18 protein-coding genes and 5 pseudogenes are annotated in these 23,439 nt (G+C 57.1%); 13 read left to right on the top strand and 10 right to left on the bottom strand.

Going from position 1 to position 23,439, the window contains the following annotated elements; all coding sequences use genetic code 11:
- Window positions 1-113 precede the first annotated feature (113 nt).
- The 3 genes from ASD00_RS05765 to ASD00_RS05755 all read right to left on the bottom strand — a co-directional run bounded on the left by ASD00_RS05765 (window position 114) and on the right by ASD00_RS05755 (window position 4,156).
- Window positions 114-1,766 (bottom strand): DUF1254 domain-containing protein, encoded by a 1,653-nt coding sequence (locus ASD00_RS05765; protein WP_057205409.1) that lies wholly within the window; start codon window positions 1,764-1,766, stop codon window positions 114-116.
- A gap of 215 nt (window positions 1,767-1,981) precedes the next feature.
- Window positions 1,982-2,521, bottom strand: coding sequence for a hypothetical protein (locus ASD00_RS05760; RefSeq protein WP_057205406.1), 540 nt, complete (start codon window positions 2,519-2,521; stop codon window positions 1,982-1,984).
- Window positions 2,522-2,557: 36 nt separating this feature from the next.
- On the bottom strand, window positions 2,558-4,156 hold the full coding sequence (locus tag ASD00_RS05755; protein WP_244496008.1) for a DUF1254 domain-containing protein: 1,599 nt from the start codon (window positions 4,154-4,156) through the stop codon (window positions 2,558-2,560).
- A gap of 408 nt (window positions 4,157-4,564) precedes the next feature.
- Between ASD00_RS05755 and ASD00_RS41465 the strand changes: the two are divergent.
- Together ASD00_RS41465 and ASD00_RS05750 are read left to right on the top strand one after the other, a co-directional pair.
- Window positions 4,565-4,699: pseudogene (locus tag ASD00_RS41465) on the top strand (transposase); the annotation flags it as partial.
- Window positions 4,700-5,214: 515 nt separating this feature from the next.
- On the top strand, window positions 5,215-7,026 hold the full coding sequence (locus ASD00_RS05750; protein WP_162249712.1) for a YbhB/YbcL family Raf kinase inhibitor-like protein: 1,812 nt from the start codon (window positions 5,215-5,217) through the stop codon (window positions 7,024-7,026).
- A 105-nt stretch (window positions 7,027-7,131) separates the two neighbouring features.
- Here the strand turns inward: ASD00_RS05750 and ligD are convergent, their stop codons facing one another.
- Window positions 7,132-9,771: a DNA ligase D gene (gene ligD, locus ASD00_RS05745; protein WP_057205587.1), complete on the bottom strand. Its 2,640-nt coding sequence runs from the start codon at window positions 9,769-9,771 to the stop codon at window positions 7,132-7,134.
- Window positions 9,772-10,222: 451 nt separating this feature from the next.
- Here ligD and ASD00_RS05740 point away from each other — a divergent pair, with 451 nt between their 5' ends.
- The 3 genes from ASD00_RS05740 to ASD00_RS05730 are packed head-to-tail and all read left to right on the top strand — an operon-like array spanning window position 10,223 to window position 12,229.
- Window positions 10,223-10,840, top strand: coding sequence for a nutrient deprivation-induced protein (locus ASD00_RS05740; RefSeq protein WP_210265404.1), 618 nt, complete (start codon window positions 10,223-10,225; stop codon window positions 10,838-10,840).
- A complete protein-coding gene (locus tag ASD00_RS05735) occupies window positions 10,833-11,249 on the top strand; it encodes a phage holin family protein (protein ID WP_057205397.1) in 417 nt (138 codons plus the stop codon). The genes ASD00_RS05740 and ASD00_RS05735 overlap by 8 nt, the downstream gene beginning before the upstream one ends.
- A complete protein-coding gene (locus ASD00_RS05730) occupies window positions 11,249-12,229 on the top strand; it encodes a DUF3618 domain-containing protein (RefSeq protein WP_057205394.1) in 981 nt (326 codons plus the stop codon). Before ASD00_RS05735 ends, ASD00_RS05730 begins: the two co-directional genes overlap by 1 nt.
- Window positions 12,230-12,859: 630 nt before the next feature.
- Here the strand turns inward: ASD00_RS05730 and ASD00_RS05725 are convergent.
- From ASD00_RS05725 to ASD00_RS05715, 3 genes and pseudogenes are all read right to left on the bottom strand, one after another.
- On the bottom strand, window positions 12,860-13,966 hold the full coding sequence (locus ASD00_RS05725; protein WP_082523449.1) for an ATP-dependent DNA ligase: 1,107 nt from the start codon (window positions 13,964-13,966) through the stop codon (window positions 12,860-12,862).
- Between the two features lie 505 nt (window positions 13,967-14,471).
- Window positions 14,472-15,343 (bottom strand): annotated as a pseudogene (locus tag ASD00_RS05720) (alpha/beta hydrolase).
- 68 nt (window positions 15,344-15,411) lie between these two features.
- Window positions 15,412-15,982 (bottom strand): annotated as a pseudogene (locus tag ASD00_RS05715) (metallophosphoesterase); the annotation flags it as partial.
- Window positions 15,983-16,103: 121 nt separating this feature from the next.
- Between ASD00_RS05715 and ASD00_RS05710 the strand changes: the two are divergent.
- Both ASD00_RS05710 and catE read left to right on the top strand, forming a co-directional pair.
- Window positions 16,104-16,391, top strand: coding sequence for a hypothetical protein (locus ASD00_RS05710; protein ID WP_057205392.1), 288 nt, complete (start codon window positions 16,104-16,106; stop codon window positions 16,389-16,391).
- A 90-nt stretch (window positions 16,392-16,481) separates the two neighbouring features.
- Window positions 16,482-18,632 (top strand): catalase C, encoded by a 2,151-nt coding sequence (gene catE, locus ASD00_RS05705; protein ID WP_057205390.1) that lies wholly within the window; start codon window positions 16,482-16,484, stop codon window positions 18,630-18,632.
- A 272-nt stretch (window positions 18,633-18,904) separates the two neighbouring features.
- On the opposite strand, the gene ASD00_RS38380 is transcribed toward catE, so the two are convergent.
- The 3 genes from ASD00_RS38380 to ASD00_RS05695 form a co-directional block, all read right to left on the bottom strand.
- On the bottom strand, window positions 18,905-19,417 hold the full coding sequence (locus tag ASD00_RS38380; protein WP_082523448.1) for a BA14K family protein: 513 nt from the start codon (window positions 19,415-19,417) through the stop codon (window positions 18,905-18,907).
- A gap of 403 nt (window positions 19,418-19,820) precedes the next feature.
- Window positions 19,821-20,411: a hypothetical protein gene (locus ASD00_RS05700; protein ID WP_057205388.1), complete on the bottom strand. Its 591-nt coding sequence runs from the start codon at window positions 20,409-20,411 to the stop codon at window positions 19,821-19,823.
- A 115-nt stretch (window positions 20,412-20,526) separates the two neighbouring features.
- Window positions 20,527-20,949, bottom strand: coding sequence for a hypothetical protein (locus ASD00_RS05695; protein WP_057205386.1), 423 nt, complete (start codon window positions 20,947-20,949; stop codon window positions 20,527-20,529).
- A 187-nt stretch (window positions 20,950-21,136) separates the two neighbouring features.
- On the opposite strand from ASD00_RS05695, the pseudogene ASD00_RS05690 reads away from it, so the two are divergent.
- The 6 genes and pseudogenes from ASD00_RS05690 to ASD00_RS05670 all read left to right on the top strand — a co-directional run.
- Window positions 21,137-21,355 (top strand): annotated as a pseudogene (locus ASD00_RS05690) (cyclophilin-like fold protein); the annotation flags it as partial.
- 34 nt (window positions 21,356-21,389) lie between these two features.
- A complete protein-coding gene (locus tag ASD00_RS41460; RefSeq protein WP_244496007.1) occupies window positions 21,390-21,623 on the top strand; it encodes a hypothetical protein in 234 nt (77 codons plus the stop codon).
- A gap of 33 nt (window positions 21,624-21,656) precedes the next feature.
- Window positions 21,657-21,788, top strand: a complete 132-nt coding sequence (locus ASD00_RS42260; protein ID WP_272953782.1) for a hypothetical protein — start codon at window positions 21,657-21,659, stop codon at window positions 21,786-21,788.
- A gap of 44 nt (window positions 21,789-21,832) precedes the next feature.
- Window positions 21,833-22,294 (top strand): hypothetical protein, encoded by a 462-nt coding sequence (locus ASD00_RS05680; protein WP_244494330.1) that lies wholly within the window; start codon window positions 21,833-21,835, stop codon window positions 22,292-22,294.
- A gap of 59 nt (window positions 22,295-22,353) precedes the next feature.
- A pseudogene (locus tag ASD00_RS05675) lies at window positions 22,354-22,646 on the top strand (DUF3175 domain-containing protein).
- Window positions 22,636-23,160, top strand: coding sequence for a cupin domain-containing protein (locus ASD00_RS05670; RefSeq protein WP_057205378.1), 525 nt, complete (start codon window positions 22,636-22,638; stop codon window positions 23,158-23,160). The pseudogene ASD00_RS05675 and the gene ASD00_RS05670 overlap by 11 nt, the downstream one beginning before the upstream one ends.
- Window positions 23,161-23,439: the final 279 nt, after the last annotated feature.

Here is a 23,439-nt window from a genome sequence, read left to right as displayed (position 1 = left end):
TGTGAGCTGTCGGGCTTCGTCCGGAAAGTGCCCCAATGCGGTCATAATGGGCGTCGCTCGGGGATGGGGGTATAGGAGCGGCCACTGGTTGGCGGCCGCCCGTCGGAAACTGATTATTTGACTAACTCGATTTCACTCGGCCTCCATGCTTTCGTGAAGAACGGTTCCAGTGGACTATAGAGGCGCAGGATCGTGAACCAGCCTTTTTTTGGATCGGTCTGGATCCAGTTGCCATCACTGACTCCTTCCGGTTTCGTGGGACCAAAATACACCGTCGTGGAGCCGTCGGCGGCCGCTACGGCGGCGGAGGACGGGTAGCTCTGGCTGCCGGCGCGAGGATACCGCTGCGGCGTGTCGAGCATCGAGCGCGACTGGTTGTCGTAGACGGTAAAGGACCAGAATTTCCCGGCGGGAATGTTTGCGGGCAAGGAGACCTTGTAGGTCTTGTTGCCGTCAAAATACTCGCCTTTGGAATCGACGGTCTGAACCAGGTACTGCGAGCCAATGTCGGTCAGCCGCATGATCATCGCGGGTGTAATAAATGTATATCCGAAGAACATTGTCGTCCGGACGTTCAAGGTGCGAGCACCAGTGGGTGGGTTGACGCTAATCACGCCCTCGGGGCTAACCTCTGGCGGCGGCGTTTCCATATCGTAACCACCGAGGAAAAGCGGGTTGAACCATGTAGAGTTCGGGTAGTAATAGCCACCGTCTGACGGACGCCATTTGAAGTTCAGAGTCCGCGCCGCAGCATTACCGATTGCCGCCGCGTCGGTGAGGATTTTCTTCATCCGCGCGTCCGGCTCGAACGGCTTGCCCTTGACGATCCCGATGGCGGCCAGCGATCCCATGATCTCCGGGTCGAGCGCCCCGAGCGGCTCCTTCTGCACCACGTCATTCAGCATCTCGAAGTAGCTGAAGTCGCTTGGTGGTATCGTGTTGATGACTTTGCCAGTGCCTTCGGTGAACTTAACCGGCTCTTTGGGCCGAAGGAATTCCCAGTCCAGCTTGTGGTCCGGGGTGCGGGCCAATGTCGCCTTACCCTGCAACGCCGAGCCGATGCTGGTGCCATATCCGCCAGGCACATAGGGATACACTTTAAGCGTCTTCTTGATCAGAGCGGCGACCGGCTTCGGGTCGTCTTTTTCGAGGAACGACCGTCCGAGCAGCGTCGCCCGCGTCGTGCGCATCTTCTGAACGAAATAGCCGCCTTCAGGCAATTCGCCCTCATAGCCGGGCGGAACGAACAAATACTTGCCCCCCTCGCCACGATCGGGACCCGGCAAACCAAAGTCGGTGATCCACTGGAACCACATGTCGTCGACCACTCCGAGCGATTGCGGTGGCGTCTCAACGACCATCGGCCCATCGGTGACGTCCAGGTTCACCCAAAAATAGATGGTGTCTGCGTTCGCCGTCAGAAACAGGGACTTGGCGTCCATCAGTTCGGAGAAGATCAAGGCGGTGTTGTTGGGAACGCCAATATCCTGCACACCCTTGAAGATGGCAGCCACGGAAGCGCCCTGGTAGGCGTTCACGAAGGCTTCGACGCCATGCATCAGGTCCAGATAATCGTAGGCCTTCTCCACCGTCTCCTTGCTCGGAGCGCCGTCCTTGAATTGCAGGGTGCCGATGCTGCTCTCCACTCTATCCGGCGTGACAATCTGTTCGGGCAGCTTCTGAGGCTCCTGCGCGTTGGCGTGCGAGACAACGGCCGCGCATAGCAGCGCCATTGCGAAGCGTGTTGGTGTGCGAGCGATCTTCATGTTTCCCCCTTATAGAGTAGCCTAATGACAAATCATCGGAAGTCCTGAGTAAATCCAGAAAGCCCAGACCATGAGCCCACCAAGCACGGTCAGCGCAGGCCAGCGACCCTCTTGCCACAGCAACCTCGGCAGCGATGGTTGCTCAGGTTGAACGGCCGAGTGAGCCCGCCGGGGGACCGCTGCGCTGTCAGTCAGCAAACGACTGGAAAGGTGTGTCATCGGTGCCCCGCTGCCTTGCGGATGCCGCCGTAGGCGTAGATGACACCGAGGAGATAGATGGCGATGCAGACTCCTTGAACGGCAAGCCAGGTGACCTTTCCGTGTGGAATTGCAGCATAATAGAAATTCGGCCAGACCGCCGCGACCGCGTAGTAGCCGGCGAACCCGGCCAGAAATTCCGCAAGGATGCCGACGGCGCAGAGAGTGGGCGCTAGGCGTTCGATGCTCGTAGCCGACGTCATTGCGCCATCGCGTGCCAACACGATGTAGCAAAGACCGATGACGACCATCGCCAGGCTGCCGAGCTGTGCGACATAGACCGCCAGCGTAAAGGCGCAGCCCCACCAGAGCGTGACGTTCTTGAGGAACGTCTCCTCCACCGGCTCGAAGGAGCCGTGCATGTAGTGCGCCAAGGGAACAAAGCCGATCACGAGGCCGAAGACAAATAGGCCGAGGCCCCATCGAATGTACCTGATGCCGACGTCAGCAGGTGTTGCCAACGTTCCCTCGACACCTGCGTGTGCCGTGATAGTCATTGATGCCTCCCTGCCGGAAGTATCCGCACCAGATATCTAGTTCAGTTTCTTGATGTCTGGCGGCAGCCACGCGCCGCTCAAGACGGCTTCCTCAGGCCAGTAAAGCCGAAGGATCAGCGAGAAGTGGCCCTCTGGTGCTGGAATCCAGTTCGCTTCGTTTTCCTTGCCCGGTGATTTCGCACCAAGGTAAAGGGTCAGCGATCCATCGTCCGCGTATTTGAGGTCCTTGTTCTTTGTGCCGAGAGAGAACCGGTTCAGCGCGTTCGGAAAGAAGAACTTCTCCTCATTGTACAGAGTCAATGACCAGAAACCTTTGACCGGTGGCACTTCTCCCTTCGCAAAGGTGATGGTGTACTGCTTGTTTCCGTCAAACGAGTTCCCGTCGCTGTCAAATTCGCGCAGATTGTATTGCGTTTCCGCCGACGTGTTCTGGTACATGCTCGATTTGCTGATGGCGGTGCGGTTGAGGTAGTCAGTTCCCCACTGCGCGGCATTCGCCGGTACCGTCCAGCCGTTGCCGATCGATCGACCGTTGTATTGGAACTGGAAAAGCGGCTCGATAAGCTCCTTTTCGGCGGCAACGAAGGATGCGTTCAGCGCTTTCTTGGTTTCCGGGTTTTTCGCGGCGGCATCCCAGGCGGACGCGATCCAGCGATAGAGCGACTCCTCACCGGGCAGAGGCGGTACCTCTTTCATGACCACCGACAGTTCGTCGTAGTAAGTTTCGGGCTTGACCCACTTGCTTTCGCCTTTCGTCGGCGTGCCGGATGACGCCGGAACCGGAAAATGTGATGACTTGCTGTAGTCCTTCGTCTTCATCTTGCCGTCAAACTGGCTGAGCGGATACATCACGATCTGATCGATGACCGGCTGAACGGCCGCGGTATCTTCAGGCGTGGCGTCCTTGAAGACCCGCGGAATGATGAAGACGAGGTTGGTCGAGGAGCGGACGATCGCCGTGATACCCTCGGGAGGTTCACCCTTCCAGTCAGGCCCGACGATCATATAATAACCAGGCTTGGTCGCGTATTGCTGGCCAATCCGCCCGATCTCGTCCGTCCGCTGGTCATACATCGCGTAGACATAAAAGCGGTCGCCGAAGTCCGGCACCTGGATCACCGTCGGCTCCTTGTCGAGCGCGGTGAAGCCCGCGCCATAGGCGACGTCCTGGTTCGGGCAGACGATGAAAGTCTGGTCGGGCTGGACGTAGCCCGTCAGCATCTGGTTGAAGCCGACCGGGGCTACTGGCACTACTCCTCCGAGAAGTCCAGGTTCGGGCGCTGCCCGAAAGGCCTCACGGCGGTTGTGTGCGTTGACCAATGGGTAACCCCACACATAGGCCATTCGGCCGACGAGCTGGACATACTCGTTCGTCATCGTATTGCCGGGTACTGGCCCAGGAACTTCGGCCGCGGTTTTCGGTATCGGCACCTGAAGGGTTTCTGCGAACATTAAACTTGGAATGGAAACTATAACGGCACTGGCAAATGCGACTGCGAGTAGGTTCTTCATAAGTCCCCCCGGCATCAGTCTAGGGTTGCTTTCTGGCAACGCCGAAACACTACCACATTGAAAAATGGAGTCGATACTCTCTTGAAGGGCATTGACGCGTCGCCATGACAGCCGCAGGGACATTGGGCGCGATAGCCTCGAACAGTTGTACTCATCCTCGATACACCGGGATCACGGAATGCCTTGCCAGACCTCCAGCGGCGGCTTTGGGCCAACTGTGGCCAACGGGGTCGCACTGGATCGACAGCAAACGGTCGTCGAGGAACGCATGGACCGCCGCCGCAAGAAATACCAGAACATGGAGCGTCTGTGCGCTCTTGCGATCGCCAACGCGGGCCGGGAGGGCAGACGTTCACCCGGATCATCCGCGACCAAGACGGCAACGCAGCCTTGGCGGCCGTACGAGATCACGTGTCGCGGGGGCAACGGAATTTGCGGACGAGCATGGCAGCCATAACGACCTGGTTGGCCTGAACGAGCTGCAGCGCGTCAACCACTCAACGGTCTATCAGGCCGACGACTGCAACAAACACCAATTAGGTCGAGAGCTTCTTTTCGCGGGTGCAACGGGCCTACGTCGGCATCCACCATCGGTTTTCGTTGAAGTGCTTCGATTGGTACGTGGCGGAGTTCGCGTGGCGCGAGGATTGCCGCGAGGTGAGCAATCGCGGCCGTCGTTCGTTCTACGCGTATTTTGCGATTGAAGACCGGCCTAAGGGCGAATTCACTAGCCGCTATTCCTGCCGGACACCTATTGGAGAGCACGGCGAAACACGACGCATACGCCTGCTTCGGGCGGAGTGATTTGGTGGAGCTTGCAACGATAATTCATTGGAAAGAGGAGCGCGGCCTTCTCCTTGTATCTCTGGGGAGGTCGGATGAAACTCGAACAAAAAGTCTTTTGAGGCGGAACATACACCCGCAGCAGATGTTGGGTGTTCGCAAGAAGCCGGACGGTCCAACTCCCTCACCGCGCCAGCCCCCGGTGGACCGTTCGGCGCTCCCAGTTCGCCTCGCTGTCGGGTCGTGAGAGCACTTATCATCAACGTGTGAGAAACGGCTCTGCGCCCTGCGGCAGATGCAACTGGTTATGATCGAGCCTACAGTCTTTGAGAGATAGGCGAACTTTGCGGAACAAGGCGGTCCCTTGGTTGTTTGTCCAGGACAGCAGGAGGATGTTGATGCGTTCCCCATTGGCAACTCACCTCAGTAAGATGCTCTTTCTCACTACCGCCCTCAACCTGTCAGCGACTGCCTCGGCGCAGATGAAAGGCACGGCAGGAGAGTTCTCGGATGTCACAATCGAAAGCTCCGTACTGGAGCCGGAGAAACTCGCCGTGCCGGACGACAAGAAGCTCACAGCTTTAATCAAGGCGCCGGAAGGCTTCACGGTTGAAGTATTTGCGAGGAACCTGGTGAACCCCCGTATGCTTGCAGTCTCCAAGTCAGGAGTTCTTTATGCAACTCGTCGGTCCGTTGGGGACGTAATCATGTTGAAAGACGACAATGGCGACGGCAAAGCGGAAACGGTACGGACGGTTGCCAGCCGACCCGGCATGCACGGCATTGCTTTCGATGAAAACGACGTATTTCTGATCACCGTCAATGACGTCTACACTGCTCCGGTCAAAGAGGATGGCACTTTCGGACCTCTGACGCGTATCATCAACGATCTTCCCGATGCCGGCCAACATGCGAACCGAACGTTGGGTCTCGGGCCCGACGGCATGCTTTACATTTCCGTTGGCAGTACCTGCAACGAATGTCAGGAGAGTAATGCTGAAAACGCCACCATATTGAGGGCGTCAAAGGATGGAATCTCGAGATCGATATTTGCCAGCGGACTGCGCAACACGATCGGGTTCGATTGGGAGCCGACCACGGGGGCTCTTTATGGGTTTGATCACGGTATCGACTGGTTGGGTGATGAGGTGCAGATCGAAGAACTCAACCACCTTGAGCAGGGCAAGCGCTATGGCTGGCCATACATATTCGGCGCCGGCGAATTCAACCCTCATATCAATCCTGCGGAAGGTATAACCCTGTCAAAGTGGGCCGCGCTATCGACTGAGCCGGTGCTCGGCTACACTGCGCACAGCGCGCCGATGCAGATGGCCTTCTATCAGGGCACTATGTTTCCGTCGGATTTTCGGGGAGACGCCTTTGTGGCAATGCGCGGATCGTGGAACCGCCGTCCTCCCAGCGGCTATGAGGTCGTTCGCATCAACTTTGAGGATGGCCAGCCGAAAGCTTTCGAAAAGTTTCTCCAGGGTTTCTTGCTATGCCAGGAGAACGGCAGATACGGTTACCTCGGACGATTGGCCGGCATTGCGGTCGGCAAGGATGGTTCCTTGTTCGTCGCCGATGATTCGAATGGCTTGGTATACCGGGTCTCATACTCGGGCGAAGTCAACGGCTCGCAGTCAAGCTTAATGAACACCCCCAATACTTACCGCGAACTTCCTCCATCGAAAATCGCGATCGAGCTGCTTGTGGCGAAGTCCCCCGCTCCAATAGAACTCAACGCAATTTTCGCTGACAAGAAACCGATCCCGCTGTCTTATGCCGCAGACGGTGAAAGTGCTTCGCCGACGCTGGGCTGGCGCGGCGCGCCCGAGGCAACGAGATCCTTCGTCATTATCGTTGATGATCCCGATGCTGCAACGCCGAAGCCATTCGTTCACTGGTTAGCCTATGACCTGCCAGGCAATCTCAATCACTTGAGGGAGGGCCTGCCGAATGATCCGGTCCTCTCGCACCCAAAAGATGCAAAGCAAGGCATGAATTCGGCTGGATCGCTCGGCTATATCGGTCCGAAACCGCCGGTCGGTGATCCTGCTCATAACTATCACTTCCAAATTTTTGCGCTGGACGTGGAGACGCTAGGGCTCGATCCTGGGATGACAAGAGACGCCCTGATTACAGCCATGAACGGACACGTACTCGCCAAGGGTCAGGTTATCGGGACGTTCCAGCGCGAAGGCACTCGTTGAAAGCGAGTGTTCGACGAGCGTATTGGCTCCAAGGATGGCCCCTTGGGAGACCAGCTCTTGTTCAGCGGTCCAATCTTGTGAGATTCTGCCCATCCCACGCTACGCTTACCGAGCCGTACCGCCCAACCGTTCGATCGCCGTTGCGAGCGAGCGCTGACTGTTGCAATAGTCCTGCCAGGCGGTGCTCTTTGCCAATAGGTCTGGCACGCTGCGGATGGTGTAGCGTGTCGGGTCAAGGCCCTTTCTTACCTGGTTCCAATTCAGGGGCATCGAGACGGTTGCCCCGTCACGGGCCCTGGGCGACAACGGCGCAACTGCTGTCGACATTCGGTCGTTTCGCAGATAGTCGAGAAAGATGCGTCCCTCCCGCTGGTTCTTTGCCATTTTGATCAGATAATGATCTGGATTGTCGCGCGCCATTTCCTCGCAGACATCGTGGGCGAACTGCTTGGCCACAGACCAGTTCAGGGCTTTGCCTTTGGCTGCTGCGAGGGGGGTGACGACGTGCAGTCCCTTCCCTCCGGTTGTCTTACAAAAACTGACAAGACCGAGTGCTTCCAGGCGGTCGCGGATTTCTCGCGACGCTTCGATGACGCGATCAAACGCCACTCCGGGGCCGGGATCGAGGTCGAACACAAGGCGTCCGGGCACCTCGGGTTCACCGGGTTCGCAGTTCCAAGGATGCAGCTCTATGCCGCCTATCTGAGCGATGGCGGCAAGGCCTTCGACCCGATCGATCTGGAGATATGGCTTCTTGTCACCGAAGACCGTGACGAGCTCGAGCAAGTTCGAGGTACCAGGCAAAGCGTGCCGTTGGAAAAATTGTTGACCATTAATCCCATCGGGCGCTCGGATGATCGAACAGGGGCGTCCTCTGATGTGCTCGATAAGCCAAGAGCCCACAGCCTCATGATAATGGGCAAGATCGACCTTCGTCACTGGCTCGCCATCACCACTATCCGGCCATAGCGGCTTTTCAGGGTTGGAAATCAGCACCCCCATCACTTCGGCTTTGCTTTTCTTGCGAGGAGGTGTCGGCAATGCTGCTGGTGTTTCGGGATCCGCAACCTTCGCCTTCTTCGGGGAGGCGGGCACTTCCGCTTCGACCTCTCGGGCCGGTTTATCTTCGCGAAGACCCTTGAACGCCGCTTGGCGCACCTGCCCGTCTCCCGTCCAGCCGGCGAACTCGATCTCGGCGACAAGCTCGGGCTTGAGCCACACGACACCGGGTTTCTTCTTGGGCGCCCCTATGCCGGTGAACGGAGATTTCGCCGCCTCAAGCGCCTGCAGCTTGGGCAAGATGCTCTTAACTGTCTTGGCACTGTAACCCGTGCCAACCCGCCCGACGTAAACGAAATGGTCACCGCGATTAACGCCGACAAGTAAGGAGCGGAATTTGCCACTGGTTGTTGAATAGGCGCCGATCACTACCTCATGTCCCGCACGGCATTTTGATTTCGCCCAAGTAACGGTTCGGCCCGATTGATAGGGCGCGTCCGCCCGTTTAGAAACAATGCCTTCAAGTGAAAGTCGGCAGGCCGACTTCAAGACCGCATCTCCGCCCGTTTCAAAATGCTCAACAAAACGAACGCGCGGATCATCGCCAGCTTTCGACAGCATCGCAGCTAGTCGTTCCTTGCGGATTGTAAGTGGCTTTGCCCGCAGGTCTTCGCCTTCGGCAAACAGGAGATCAAAGGCGAAGTAGACCAGGTCATCAGTCTTCCCCTCTGAGAGGGCTGCCTGGAGAGCCGCGAAATCGGGCGCCCCATTTTCATCGATCGCGCAGACCTCACCGTCAAGTATACTGTCGGGAAGAGAGGCTCCCGCCTTGGCAATGGCTGGATATTTTGCGGTCCAATCCAGGCCCTTTCGGGTCTTCAGCGTGACGTCGCCGTTTTTGACCCTCATTTGGATACGGTAGCCATCGAATTTGATTTCGTGAACCCAGCCTTCAGTCGAGGGCGGACGTGCCAATGTTTCGCAGAGCTGCGGCGGGATGAAATCTGGTGCGGGTCCGCGTGTGCTGCTTGCTGGCTTCTTGCTCGTCCTACGACCGGCTTTTTGCTGTTTTGCGGCCAATCCGTGCTTGCTGTCCCAAACAGCGTCGGCCTCCAATCCTCCGTCTTTCGACATGAAGGGCGTAGGCTGTCGTCCTTTTCCTGACGCGATGGCTTCCATGGTGCGGCCTGATGCAACCGAACGGCCATTCTTCTCCAAGACAAACGCACCGTTCTCGTCTACGGAATATTCGTCGCGATGTTTGATCAACAGCCAGTTGGTGCGTTTGCTGCCATTGCGATCGTTGCGCATGCGCACGAGCACGAAGCTGCCTTGCAGACGTTCACCTTCCAACGTGAACTTCAAGTCACCGTTGGCTAAGGCCTCGTCCGGAGCCTCTTCCCCCTCCGGTTCCCAGTAGCCGCGATCCCACAGCATCACCGTTCCGCCGCCGTATTGACCCCTGGGGATGGTGCCTTCAAAATCTCCGTAGTCGAGGGGATGATCCTCGACCTCTACGGCCAGGCGTTTATCGTGCGGATCGAGCGACGGCCCCTTCGTCACGGCCCATGATTTGAATACGCCATCAAGCTCGAGGCGGAGGTCGTAATGCAAACGCGTGGCGTCATGCTTCTGAATGACAAAGCGCCGGCGATTAGAGGGCTTTACCTCCGCTTGACCGCTTGGTTCACGGGTCTTTTCGAAATCGCGTTTCTGTCGGTAGCTGGATAATTTCTCACTCGCCATGACGCCCTCGACTGACATTAAATGGACCTTCCGGGGGAGACTTGCCTTAGCTAGATAAAGCCCCTCAGGCGATGAAAGTTCCTGGCTGGCCGAGTGTTTGGTTCTTGCGAGGAGAGCTATTGTTAGGCGACCTGCAAAACCGGTCCGGCGGCAGATGATTGGGGCAGGCTCCTTATCCTGCGCCATTGAGGATGACATTCCTTGAGGCTTTGCTGCAGCGCACACGGGGCCATGGTGGCAAGTGTGCAAGGGGCAAGGCTTTGTCCAGCGAGCAGATGACCGCTAGATATGCGTTATGGTCCCTTTACGGGATGGGTATTGCCGCTCGTTGGTGGCGGCCAGTTACCTGCTCCAGGAATGGTTGCGACACTCCGAACCAGAACAATCCTATTCCACGCAGTTGCCGTCGAGGTGACGGAACAAAGGCATTGCCTTGTGGTTGGAGCGCAAAGTGCAGCAGTCGCTGCCTGAAACACCTCGTGAGGAAGCCATGCCAGACCCAACCAACCAGATCAAACAGGGGGACGTTATGCCCCCAGCCGAACCCGGGTTCGCCGAAAGCACCACAGATGGAGCAAAACCCGCCAGTCTCAGCGACTTAAAAGCGAGGGTGAGCGACGATTTAAGCGCTGCAACGAATGCCGTTAAGGACAGCGCGAACACGGCGATGGAAAGGGTGCAAGACACCCTGGCACAACAAACGACGTTCGCGGCGCGTCAAACGGCGGGGATCGCGACTGCTCTAAAGAAAGTGGGTGCTGAGCTCGAAAAGGGTGATCAGCCGGAAGTAGGCCGATACGCAAAGCAGATCGGCGCAAGTGTCGCAGCGGTTGCAAGGAATATGGAAGGCCGAGACCTCGGTGAAATAGCCGGAATGGCGGAAGATTTTGGCCGCAAGCAGCCGGTCGCATTCCTGGGGTTGGCTGCACTGGCCGGGGTCGCTGCGAGCAGGTTCCTGGCGGCGTCTGCACGACGCGCTTCCAGTCATGCTGCAGCCAGCAAATCGGCTGCCGGTGACTTTCAGTCCCCTGGGGCGGGCTCCCAAGTAGGAGGGCGTGACGATGGCTAAAACGACCGATCAGATGCCCCTTTCCGAACTTGTTGGCGGCCTTGTTTCAGATGTCTCAGGCCTCTTGAGGAAGGAGATTGATCTTGCAAAGACCGAGGCCTCCGAAAAGGTGGCAAAGGCCCTCGGCGGCGTCGAAGTCCTCATGATTGGGCTGATTTTTGCGATCGGCGCGGTTGGAGTGTTGCTGAGTGCGCTGGTGAGCGGTCTTGCCGCGTCTCTCGTCAGCAACGGAATGAACGAGGTCACCGCCAATGCGACGTCCGCCCTAGTCGTCGGCCTGGTGGTTGGCCTGATTGCTTGGGCGCTCATTTCCAAAGGTCTCGCAACATTGCGGGGCTCCAATTTCAAGCTTGACCGCACGACCGCATCGCTTCGCCGCGATGTCGATGTCGTCAAGGAGAAAATGTGATGGACCAATCGTCAGAAAAATCCTCGGCGGACATTCAGCAGGAAATTGACGCCGACCGTCAACGGATCGAAGCACGTATAGGTGCGATCCAGGAGCGTATGTCCCCCGGGCAGCTCGTCGATGAAGTGATTGCCTATGCCAAGGGCAGCGGCGGGGCCGAGTATGTCAGCAACCTCGGCAATGCGTTGAAAGCAAACCCCTTGCCCGTGGCCCTGTTGGGGGTGAGCCTCGCCTGGCTGATGGCCAAGCAAGGGTCAGCCCCGGACAGAGATGCAGTACCGTTCGAAGAACCTTATCCGCTTTATACCGCCTATGGATCCGTGCGGCGCGTTGGTCCGCCGGAAATGGTTGGCGAGGAACGCTACAGCCATTTCACCGACGAAGCTGGACAGCGTTTCCGGGCTCTGACCGACAGCGCGGGTCGCCGTGCCGGCAACTTTCTTGACGCAAGCGGAAAGGCCTATCGGGGGTTTGCAGATGCCACTGGCAAGCAGATCTCGAATATTACCGATGAGGCCGGTGCGGTGCTCGATGCCTCTACTGGTTGGGCGTCTGCGAGTTGGAACAAGGTCAAGGACACGGCTGGTGATGTTGCTCGAAGAGCCATGGACACGGCTAGCGCCGTGGTCGGTTCATCATCTGCGGCAGGATCAACTCTCAAAGACCAGTCCCATCGCCTTAATGATGCTATCCTGACGCATTTCCGCGACCAGCCGCTTGTTGGTGGGGCACTGGCGTTTGCCGTCGGAGCCGCCATCGGTGCTTCGCTACCGCATACTGACATGGAAGACGAAGTTCTCGGAGAGGCGGCAGATGCTGTAAAGACCAATATCGCCGCGCAAACCTCCGAACTTGTCGAAGAAGGCAAGGAGATGGCATCTGATGTCTACGAGACCGCTGTCCACGTCGCCTCGGACGTTCATAATGTCGCCAGGGATCGCGTCATGGAAGAAGTTGAACAAGTAAAGACGGACCGTTAGCGCTAATCGCGCCATCCACGGTGAACGGTCGCGCTGGTGCTGCGATCGGTATCACAGCCTGTGGGCGGTCTGGACGAAGCTGGCGAGTTGTTCACCAGTATCGCTGTTGTGAGGGAGCGGCGAAGGTGTTGAGCTAACAACGAATATCCGCGCTCACCTTGGCGTTCCCACGTTCTCGTGAGCCACGCGGTGGGCTAGCTCTCCAGCGGCTGACAAGAATTCCTGTTCACGAGTGAGCATGTGATCTTGTGAACAGGCTTGGGGTCGGAGGTGGAGGCGTTCGGCGGAGGCACCGCGCGAACATAGGCAATCTCGGTCGAGGAAGCTCGTTGTGAACAAGAGCCCGTATTCAGGACGGGCTCTTGTTCGCTTATTTTGTGTTCTTGTGGCTCTGCTGGCCGGCTTTCGCGTTCTGCTCGTGACTTCCGCCTTGTTTGCCCGAGGACGTGCTCTTTTTCGTGGCAGCGTCCTTCCTACCTGCCGACTTTGCACCTGGTTTGCTTGTTGCTGCCATTTCTCATTACTCCCTTGATCGTGATCCTGATTGATCTCGATGGTGTGCAAACCGCGAAATCGAAACAAGTTCCAGGCTTCGCCCTGGTAAGTCGAGAGCAGTTTGGCTGAAGATAATCAGCCGCGTTGCGCTCTACGGCTCGACGGCTTCGTGGCGGTCTGGACGCCTGCGGGCATTGTTGCCTGGGCGCTGATGACCGCAGCCGGTTCGATCTGCCTAAAATCACACTGGGATGGCTTCTTATCTGGGCGCCATCTAAGGAGCTTTGTCCCGTGCCTAAATCTGCGTCCCGTAATCTGATCGAATTTGACCTCGACCACCATAGTAGGTTTAAGGGGCTGCCACTGCGAAGTGCGCTTTGTAGCCCAACGGCTCGGACCTCCCGGAGCCTTGCCTGTAAAGCCAGGTGCCTCGCGCAAGGCCTCAAGCTTTGCTGTGAGCTCTGGTTTTTCGTCGTTCCTTATCGTGGAGGTGTAGCCGACATGGTCGAGTTCACCATTGTCATTGTAGAGCCCGAGCAACAAGGATCCGACCAGCTTGCCGTTGCCGTCATATCGAAAACCGCCGACAACGCAGTCGGCCGTTCGAAGCCGCTTAACCTTCGTCATTGCCCTCTCACCAGGCAGATAGGGGGCATCGATGCGCTTGCATATCACGCCGTCTGTGTCGCCTCCTGCGTCGGACAACCATCGGCGGGCTTCAGCGACGTCGTTGGTGGACGGCGACAGCAAGAGATGTTCTCCGTCCGCTACGGTTTTCGCCAGTGCTTCCAACCTGGCGCGGCGGCATCCTAAGCTCTTGGCGAGGAGGGACATACCGTTTGTGTCTACTAGCATGTCGAAGGCGACTAGCCTTGCTGGTGTCTTGATCGACAATGTCCTGATGCGGCTTTCCGCTGGATGGAGTCGCATTTGCAAGGCGTTAAAAGAAAGTTCCCCGTCGATCGCGATGACAAGCTCACCATCGATCACGAACTGATCAGCTGGCAGCGCAGCGAGGAATGCCACTATCTCCGGGAAATAGCGGGCGAGCCCCTTGCCTGACTTTGCCCGCAAGTCGACTTCACGACCCTTCTTGAAAGCGAGGCATCGGAAACCGTCCCACTTCGGCTCATACTGCCAACCCTCTCCTGATGGGAGTTGATCCGCTGAACGCGCTTCCATGGGTTCGGTTTCTATCGATATTCCAAAGTTCAGATTTGTTTGCGAAACCTGTTTTGCCATCACACCTCGTTTCTGCGGCAATGCTGCATTGGCACTGGGTGATTACCGAACGCGTCAGCTGAGAAAGACCCCTCAGTAAATCAGGCCACGGTGGAAGATGCGATAGCGTTGGCACCTCCCCGCTTGCCACGCTGCTGTACGCTTGACCGCCGCCGTGATGACCGCCTTGGCCGCCCTGGCTACCACTCTGTGGCCACCCTGGCCTGGCCACCTTGCTGCTGATCACCCGTGTCCTGTTTCCTCCGGTAAACCGTTGTATTCTACGTGACGTGCCGCCCTAACCTCGGGCAAAAGGACTGGTTCCCATTTTGATATTTTTTGTTTTTTTCAGCATGGCGATTCTGCGGTAGACAGAAGTGTTGCTGCTACGCAAGTCAGCACTTGCAGGAAGCCGATGTGCTTGGCAGAAAAGCGTTCGTGTCGTCGCCCAGCATGACCGAAGGCTGGGCGATGGAAGTCTCACGCTCAATGTCAACGGACTGTTTGCCTCGTCAGGTCAGGGAGCTCATGGCGTTGATCCATGCTGGAAGGCGATGATCGCCGCGGCAACTTCGTGTGGAGCTTCCTCAGCCATGTGATGGCCGCTGTCGATACTGCGACCAACGATACCTGGTGCCCGAGGTCGCCAGATCGAAAGTGGATCACCATACAATTCTTCCAGGTCATCGCGCTTCGACCACAAAAGACATGTCGGACACATGACCGTCTTTCCGGCTTCCCGGTCAGCAAGATCATGAGCCTTGTCGACACCAAGGCCTGCTCGGTAATCTTCGATCATCGTATGAATTACTTGCGGGTTTCGCGTTGCGACCAGATAGTCATTGAAAGCCTCCTTGCCCATGAACTGCGCCGAGCCAACATACCAAGCGTCAGGGTCGGCACCAATCGCGCGTTCAGGTCGATGCGAAGTGCCGAAGAAGAACCAATGCCACCAGAGACGGGCAAATTTCTCGTTGGCGCGCTCCAACGCTTCGAGAATAGGAACGCCGTCCATCACAATCAGCCGTTCGACACGATCGGGAAAGTCCATGGCGGCACGATAGGCGCCATAGCTGCCGGGGTCATGGCCAGCTACGGCAAAGCGGTGGTGGCCGAGATAGTCCATGAGTTCCATGCAATCGCTCGCGCCGCTTCGAGGATCCGGCATGATCTGGCGTGTCCCTTGGCAAGTACGATTGGCCAAAACCTGGCAGATCCGGGCAAACAATAGTGAACTTCGAAAAAAGCTTGTTTGCGACCTGCCACCAAGTCATGTGTGTGCGTGGATGTCCGTGGAGCAGCAAGGGGCGGACCAGAGCCCCCGTGACGCACACGCAAGGTACCATTCGTCACGGTCATCATCTCAAGCGAAAAGTTCTCAAAAAACGTTTCATCCATAAGTTCTCTTCTGCAAAACCGCTGTTGGGCCGCATGCGGCTGCTTACCGCTAACATCCGCTGACGGCCCTACAAATCGAGGAGCGCATAAGCTTTTCCGGTCGGTTTTTCGATGTGAGATGCGACATGGTAAACTGGCGCGCCTCCTGGGGTTTTACCAGAGTACTTTCCGCGATGAGCGTGACCGTGAACGACTGCAGAGACGGGAAATCGGTCGATGGTCTCAGCAAGGCGGGATGATCCGAGGAAGGGATAAATCTCAATTGGCTCGCCCTCCACTGTTTCAACGATGGGAGCATAGTGAAGCACGACCATCGCCCGCTCCGATCGGATCTGGCGAAGGGCGTTTTCGAGCCGCATCGACTCTTCAACGCTTTCGGCCACCATGGCTTTGATTGCGGGCTCGCCGAAAGAGCTTAGCATGAACCGACCAAACCCCCCCTGCAAAGCCTTTGACCCCGGCGAAGCCGACGCCATTTAGGTCCACCGCTTGTCCTTCGAGAAGATGCATCCCCGAGCTTTTGATGATCGCCCTGACTTCCTCCACATGGCCACATTCGTAATCGTGATTTCCCAAAACGCCGACCACCGGAATGGAGCAGGATCGCAGATCGGCAACAAGAAGCTCAGCCTCGCGCGGATTGCGAACGCGCTCGCTGGTTCCCCTCATCAAACTGAGACAGTTTTTCGCTCTATAGAGGAACTTTGACCCCGCCTCGACGTTCGGCCCTCGTCATCCCTCGAACGTGATCGGAGCTGTGATGCTTACGGGAAAAACCCTCGATCCCTTTCAAGACACCCACCAGGACATCTGTTTAGTTGAAAAGAACGTCCTGAGGGATCGGCCAAGAACAGCGCACCTCGCCCTGGCTGAGAACCGCAGGGGTAGTTTCCTCCAGCACCGCGGCAAAACTGAAGGCCAGGTCGAACTCCTAGTCGAGATCTTTGGCAAGCCGGTGCGCTACAGCCCTATGATCTCAGAGGCGGCACGGTCAAAGCTCGGCGATCGATCGGCCAATCCAAGAGGCTTCCGCAAGAAAACAAGCTAGTTACACCGGGGCCGACACTTCCCTCGGAAACGACCCCTTGCTTCTGATCGCCAGCAACAATCCAAACCCGAGTTTTCCAGGAGATATCCAATGGCAAAGAAGACGACAAGCGTTCCGTCAGCACAACAAGCGACAATCGCAGAAATACACGATCAAAAACTGCGACGCGGCCAGGGCGGCGAACTTCACCAGATCGCTGAAAACGACACACCCGTCCTCACGACCGCTCAAGGCGGCCCGGTCGCTGACGACCAAAATACGCTGCGGGTCGGCGCACGCGGACCAGCGCTGATCGAAGACTTCCATTTCCGCGAGAAGATTTTCCACTTCGACCATGAACGAATTCCCGAGCGCGTCGTTCACGCCCGCGGCTATGGCGCCCACGGATTTTTTGAAACATACGAATCTCTCGCGGCATACACTAGAGCAGATCTGTTCCAGCGATCCGGTGAGAAGACGCCTGCCTTTGTTCGCTTTTCAACGGTCGCCGGCAACAAAGGCTCGGCTGACCTCGCGCGTGACGTTCGCGGTTTCGCGGTCAAGCTATACACTCAGGAAGGGAACTGGGACCTTGTTGGCAACAATATCCCAGTGTTCTTCATTCAGGACGCGATCAAGTTTCCTGATGTGATCCATGCTGCCAAGCAGGAGCCGGACAGAGCATTTCCGCAGGCTCAAACCGCACACGATAATTTCTGGGACTTTATTAGCCTAACACCGGAAAGCATGCACATGGTCATGTGGGTCATGTCTGATCGTGCTATCCCGCGCTCCTTCCGTTTCATGGAAGGCTTCGGAGTCCATACGTTCCGTTTTATCAATGCCAAGGACGAGTCCACGTTCGTCAAGTTTCACTGGAAACCCAAGCTGGGATTGCAGTCGGTCGCCTGGAACGAAGCTGTCAAGATCAACGGCGCTGATCCGGACTTTCACCGTCGGGATCTTTGGCAATCGATCAAGTCGGGGAATTTTCCCGAATGGGAGCTGTGTGTTCAGCTTTTCGATCAGGAGTTCGCCGACCGCTTCGACTTCGATGTGCTTGATCCGACAAAGATCATTCCGGAGGAGATCCTTCCCGTCAAGGCGATCGGTCGCCTCGTGCTTGATAGAATGCCCGATAACTTCTTCGCGGAAACCGAGCAGGTAGCGTTCATGACGCAGAACGTTCCGCCAGGCATCGACTTCAGTAACGATCCGCTGTTGCAAGGCCGGAACTTCTCCTACCTTGACACGCAGTTGAAGCGACTTGGCAGCACGAACTTCACGCACCTGCCGATCAATGCTCCAAAGTGTCCCTTTGCCCATTTCCAACAGGACGGGCACATGGCCATGCGCAATCCCGTGGGGCGGACGAACTACCAGCCCAATTCTCACGGGGAGGGACCGAGGGAGTCTCCGATGCGCGGATACCGACATTTCCCTGCCGAAGAGCAAGGCCAAAAAGCTCGCCTTCGCCCGGAGAGCTTTGCTGACCATTACAGCCAGGCCCGGCAATTCTACATCAGCCAGACCCCGCCGGAGCAGCGGCATATTGCAATGGCGCTGACATTCGAACTCAGTAAGGTCGAAACACCCGTCATTCGCGAGCGCATGGTGGCTCATCTTCTCAATATCGATGAGACCCTTGCGACCACCGTTGCCGAAAAACTAGGTCTTCAGACCATGCCAAAGCCCGCCGATGCAGCTATGCCGACCCGCCAGGATCTGACGCCGTCGCCCGCGTTGAGCATTATAGAACGCGGGCCGAAACGTTTTGAAGGCCGCAAGCTGGGCATTCTTGTATCCGATGGCGTTAACGCCAAGCTCTTGAAGGAACTGACCGGGGCAATCATTGAGGAAAAAGCCACGGTCGAACTGATCGCACCAAAGGTCGGTGGGGTCACTGCATCCGACGGTACATGGGTCGAAGCCCACCATATGATCGATGGCGGCCCATCGGTTCTGTTTGATGCTGTCGCCCTTTTGACTTCAGAAGCCGCGATGGATGACTTGCTGAGAGAGGCAACGGTTCGCGATTTTGTCGCCGATGCGTTTCAGCACTGCAAGTTCATCGGCTACGATCAATCCGCTCTCCCTCTGCTGGAAAAAGCGGGCATCGCCGAAGCGGCCGACGAAGGCGTTATTGCCCTTCCTGGCGACGAAGGGCTTCCAAGCTTTGTATCAGAGCTCGGCAAGCTTCGCGTGTGGGGACGTGAGCCATCGATAAAGCTCGGCAAAGCCTCTTCGCGGCCAATCAAATAGGAGCACGCACCGGCACGGCTCTGAAGCCGTGCCGGTTAATGCTCGGCGACCTCCTGCGGTGTTTTGATCGCCGCACCATTGCTCATGTCTCCATGTAATCCTGCGCAGCGCCATGCGTTAGGCAAAGCCTTCCCAATCACTGTCGACTTTGTGCGGCAGGTTCCGGAAGAAGCCACTGGCTAGATTGCGTCGCGGAAAGCGCTGCGAAGGCGACGTTGTCGGCGACGCGACGCCCTTTCAAATCCGGACCATGATCATCATTGCCTTCTCGCTCAATAAGGCGAGACACACGCCTGCCGCGGGCCATAGTAGGGCTGGAACGTGTTGTCGTAGGCCCTGTAGGAGCGGTATCGTCCATAGCACCAACGCGTATGAGCATTTCCGCCGTAATAGACTTGGCGTTGGTAACGCGGTGCATAATAGCGCGGGGCGTAGTAGCTCCGGCCGTAATAGTTGCGTGGATAATAGCCTGGCCGGTAATATCTCTGTCCGTAGTATCCCGACCCGTAGTATCCCGGCCCATAGGGCTGATAATATCGGGGCTGCGCCAGGAGGCCCCCGATAACTGCGCCGGCGGCAAGCCCACCTAGTGCCCAGGCCCACTCATCACCACCATTATTATGGTATCCACCATAGTACCCGCCGCCGCGATATCGTGCGTATTGAACCAATTGCGCTTGCCCCGCGTCGATCTTCGGCGTCGCTATTGTGGGAAACGCCATGGCAGGCGGAATGCCTGTAACCATCATCACCAGCGACAGGGGAACGATTGCAAACCTTTTCATTGGCTTACCCTTCCTTTGCGGCGCAGAGCGTCGAAGTCGGCGCGTCAACCGCTGCCTTTTTTAAGGACGCATAATTTTACACCAAAATCGCTTTTTGCAGGCGAAATTCTGCGTCGCCAGGGAGCAGTTTTATTCCTGAGTAGGTTATGTTGAGATGCGCCCTATGCGAAGCCTGGTGGCGTGTCAGCTTCCCTGCCTGGTCTGCGATCGTAACATCGCCCCTGCCAGCATTTAAGGTAACGGCCTATGCCTGATCAGGGATTGGACAAATTGCCGTCCGGCTGCCTTCTGCTGTCCATCCGCCCGATCTCTTCATCATCGCAGGCGACAATTGAGCCCGCCGGAGATCGACGAGGAGCCAGACGCGGGACTGGCCAAATCGCATAGGCTGTTGGGCTCGGGCTCACGACCGGTCAAAACGCTCGAGCATTTTTCTGAGGTGGAGATTCTGCAGATGGAGCTTTTCGGCCAACAGGGTTCTCAGTTGCTGAATCTCGTCGTCCAAATCCGCCACTTCCTCAAAAAATGCTTCCCGGGCTGATAACTGTGCGCCGGGATCCGTGTTCGCTTTCGAAGGGAACTTCCTAATGTTCCCGGTTCCGGACTTCTTAGCGCGCGCTTGAATTTGTGGCGCCTTAGGAGATTGCTTGCTTTTAGGCAACGAGGCTGACTCTTTTGGAGGCAGTTCGCCAATTCGCTGATTTTCCGGCGTAGGTGCCTCTTCAACGGCGGCGTCTGTAGAGACGGCTTGGGCGTTATCATCCTGGTGTTCGGTCAGATCCGAAGATGCAGCCTCCTTGAGTTCATCCGATCCATTCCCACGATCCTGAACTGCCCCGGTTGGATCCGTTGAACTCAACTGAGCGCCGCGGACTTGTTGTTCTTGCGTGTCATTTGCTTGGCTATCGGCGTCGTGCTCAATCGAAATCTCGCGTGGTTCTGCCGACCGTCCCCGCGATGTCAGTCGAGCAAATAGGTTCCATGGTGATTTCATCGATCGTCAGCCTCGAGCGATCCGAAACTCTCACGTGAGCTCGGTGAATGTCTGTCCTACGAGGAATGTAGGGGCCAAGGTCGATCTCGCAACCGGCCCCTGCTGTCGGTCACGGTCAATCAAGTCCTAACCGCTTGCGCAGTTCCGAATTTTCCGCCCGCAGTTTGGTGGCCAGTTCCTTGCGGAGCATTTTATTCTCTTCTTCAAGCTGGATGAGGTCGGCCATTTCATCGATCGCCGAGACGGACGACGAAGCCTTTGGTCCGTCGAGCTTCGACGTCTTCTTGCTTCCGGTCTTGAGGGCGGAAGTCGTCTTTTCAGCAACTTGCTTTTTGACGGGCGCAAGCTTTGCGACTACGCCCTCGTCGGTGCGCTTCCTGCGCTCTCTCGGCGTCTTCGCAACCGTTGTGGTGCCCGTTGCTTCTGCAGTTGCTTTCGTGCGCCGCGGCGCTCGCTGCTTTTTCGGTACCGGCGTCTTTGCCGGTGCGTCGGTCTCTACAGCTTCGATTGTAGTACCCGTATTGCTTTCATCAGCCATCAGTTTTCTCCCTCTGCAGCCAAGAATCGTTTTCCGCTGAGTGAAACGCGGAGTCAACCATGACGTTGTTGGATTGACAGGAGGAAGATCGCGCGGGAACGCAGGTATGAATCGAGTCATCGTCATTTCGCCGGCTGCTGGTTGAGCCGAAGTGACGGCGGCCGGTCCAGGAGGATGAAGCAGGTAAAAGATCGTCCATCTGCCGCGCAAGCTGACGCAGGACGGCAGCGGTCCGTTCGGGAACGAGCGGCCGGGCGACCTCTGCTACTTCAAGCCATGGGGCAATCTCGCCTTGTTCTACGACGAATACCGCTGGGACGGGCTGATCCGGCTCGGCCGTTTCGACGGAGGTTTCGAGCCTCTACTTGTTCGCGGCGAGTATCCCGTGCGCATCGAACGGATTTGAACCACTACCCTCCCATTCGAAAAGGACCACACGGATGAAGAACTTCAAGATCGCGCTCGTAGCGCTGACGCTGGCCGCATCCTCCGCTGCGTTCGCTGACAACAGCAAGTCCTCGATAACCGGCGCGTGGCGCATGACGTCGTTGCAGGTCACCGACGCGAGCGGCGATCGGACAGAAATCCCCTATTCCGGCCAGGTTATCTTCTCCACTGGCGGAACGCTCTCCGTCCAGGCGATGAATCCGGACGCTGCAGCGCAACCGGTTTAAGTCGACGAGGCCAAAGAGACATTCGCCATCACCGTGGAATCGTCCCTCGTCCGCAATCTCATTGGCCAGCGCATGGAACGCAAGTTCAAGGTTGACGCCGACCAACTGACGATCACGCCCGCTGATCCCAAGGAAGGCTGGCGCGTCACCTACGAGCGGCTCTGAACGCAAAATTCGGAACCTCCGGCGGTAGTTGCGGTTTGGTAGTCATGATTTCGTTCCGGTTCAATTCGATGACCCATTGGTTACGCATTGTCAGCCTCGTTCTTGCATCTTTGGCCTTGGTGCCAGCGGGTGCGCACTTGTTTTCTCTCGCCAGCAAGATGCGCCTGTCGGGCGAAGATTATCTTGCTGCGCAACGCGCATACGATGGATGGAACCTCTTCGCGTTCATTGTCGTTGGCGCGATAGCTGCGCTCCTCTGGCTTTCGATGGCTCTCTATCGAGCGGGGGAACCGGCGATCCCCGCCATAGCCGCTCTTGCGTGCATTGTTGCTACGCAAGCCATATTCTGGACTTTTACCTTCCCGGCAAATCAGGCGACCGACAACTGGACTCTGCTTCCAGAAAACTGGACGCAGTTGCGCCGTGGATGGGAATATTCTCATGCAGTCAGCGCGGTGTTTAATTTTTTTGCGGTGTGCCTTTTGGCCATCGGCAACGCAAAATAGGGTCAAGTCTGACGCGTAAGGTTGGAGCGCCTAGCATTATTTTGCGAAGGAGCCTGAATATGGCAAAGAAGAAGAAATGGTCGCAAAAGGTGACCGAAAACAGTGACGCACTGGACCTCAAGGAAGGAATTTTCAATCAACGGAGCGCCAAAAAATAGCGGACTCGCTCAAGGAGTCGGCAGAGAAAAGCAACAGACGCAAATCAAGCCCGTTGCGTTCGGCCATGTCCATGCTGACCTTCTATATCAATCGCGCTGGCATCCTGCTTTCCAAAGGGCGCCGCGCGACCCTCGAAAAGGCAAAGGACGAATTGCGCAAGGATTTTGGCAAGGCACCGAAACATGGCAAATGAGTTGAGGATCAGACAACCGGAAACGCTTTTCTTAACGCCAAGCGACTGGGTACCCAATCATCCCTCTCTGCCCGTACTCTTCTACCGCAACATCCTCGCACCCGCGCCAACGGACTGCGCTCCTGTTTTCGAACGGCTTTTCTCGGACGCGGGATGGCAGGGGCTCTGGCGCAATGGAATTTTCTCCTACCAGCACTATCATGTCAGGGCACATGAGGTGCTCGGCATCGCTAAAGGCACGGCCGAGCTTTTGATCGGTGGACCGGGCCGCTCCGTTCTTCATGTCAGCGCTGGGGATTGCTTGGTTCTGCCTTCCGGCACTGGGCACATGTGCAACTCTGCCAGTGACGATTTCCTTGTCGTCGGCGCCTATCCTGCCGGCCAGCATGCCGACATCGAAACGGCTGCCGCAACGCCAGGCGATTTGAAAATCATCGCCACATTGCCCATTCCCCAAAGTGACCCGATCTACGGTCCGGGCGGTCCGCTGCGTGCCCTGTGGGGTGATCTGTAAAAGCGGCTTCGGTGGCCAAGATGCCGACGGCAACACCTGATGCTGCCTTTTCGTCCAGTGACAAATGCCGGGCTGCGGTTTGGCTGGATGTCGTGCCCAGGGCATTGGAGACGCCGTGACATTGTCCGCGGCTTTGCGTTCAAGCTCAAGCCGCGATGCAACTGATGAAACCATACCCACGCCATTGTTTGCAGAAACTGCGCTCCATACGCCGGTTCACGAGAAGCGTTCCGTGCTCGGAACATTTCGCCATCGCCATTGTTGGAGGGACACACCCGA

It is taken from the genome of Ensifer sp. Root31, assembly GCF_001424825.1.
GTDB lineage: Bacteria > Pseudomonadota > Alphaproteobacteria > Rhizobiales > Rhizobiaceae > Ensifer > Ensifer canadensis.
This window is presented reverse-complemented; position numbering and strand designations above follow the sequence as displayed.

What these genes read in the sequence shown, in the direction of transcription:
- ASD00_RS05765 (WP_057205409.1), bottom strand. Translation starts at nt 1,766, where the DNA reads ATGAAGATCGCTCGCACACCAACACGCTTCGCAATGGCGCTGCTATGC.
- ASD00_RS05760 (WP_057205406.1), bottom strand. Translation starts at nt 2,521, where the DNA reads ATGACTATCACGGCACACGCAGGTGTCGAGGGAACGTTGGCAACACCT.
- ASD00_RS05755 (WP_244496008.1), bottom strand. Translation starts at nt 4,156, where the DNA reads ATGTCCCTGCGGCTGTCATGGCGACGCGTCAATGCCCTTCAAGAGAGT.
- ASD00_RS05750 (WP_162249712.1), top strand. Translation starts at nt 5,215, where the DNA reads ATGCGTTCCCCATTGGCAACTCACCTCAGTAAGATGCTCTTTCTCACT.
- ligD (WP_057205587.1), bottom strand. Translation starts at nt 9,771, where the DNA reads ATGGCGAGTGAGAAATTATCCAGCTACCGACAGAAACGCGATTTCGAA.
- ASD00_RS05735 (WP_057205397.1), top strand. Translation starts at nt 10,833, where the DNA reads ATGGCTAAAACGACCGATCAGATGCCCCTTTCCGAACTTGTTGGCGGC.
- ASD00_RS05730 (WP_057205394.1), top strand. Translation starts at nt 11,249, where the DNA reads ATGGACCAATCGTCAGAAAAATCCTCGGCGGACATTCAGCAGGAAATT.
- ASD00_RS05725 (WP_082523449.1), bottom strand. Translation starts at nt 13,966, where the DNA reads ATGGCAAAACAGGTTTCGCAAACAAATCTGAACTTTGGAATATCGATA.
- ASD00_RS05710 (WP_057205392.1), top strand. Translation starts at nt 16,104, where the DNA reads ATGCTTACGGGAAAAACCCTCGATCCCTTTCAAGACACCCACCAGGAC.
- catE (WP_057205390.1), top strand. Translation starts at nt 16,482, where the DNA reads ATGGCAAAGAAGACGACAAGCGTTCCGTCAGCACAACAAGCGACAATC.
- ASD00_RS38380 (WP_082523448.1), bottom strand. Translation starts at nt 19,417, where the DNA reads ATGAAAAGGTTTGCAATCGTTCCCCTGTCGCTGGTGATGATGGTTACA.
- ASD00_RS05700 (WP_057205388.1), bottom strand. Translation starts at nt 20,411, where the DNA reads ATGAAATCACCATGGAACCTATTTGCTCGACTGACATCGCGGGGACGG.
- ASD00_RS05695 (WP_057205386.1), bottom strand. Translation starts at nt 20,949, where the DNA reads ATGGCTGATGAAAGCAATACGGGTACTACAATCGAAGCTGTAGAGACC.
- ASD00_RS41460 (WP_244496007.1), top strand. Translation starts at nt 21,390, where the DNA reads ATGAAGAACTTCAAGATCGCGCTCGTAGCGCTGACGCTGGCCGCATCC.
- ASD00_RS05680 (WP_244494330.1), top strand. Translation starts at nt 21,833, where the DNA reads ATGATTTCGTTCCGGTTCAATTCGATGACCCATTGGTTACGCATTGTC.
- ASD00_RS05670 (WP_057205378.1), top strand. Translation starts at nt 22,636, where the DNA reads ATGGCAAATGAGTTGAGGATCAGACAACCGGAAACGCTTTTCTTAACG.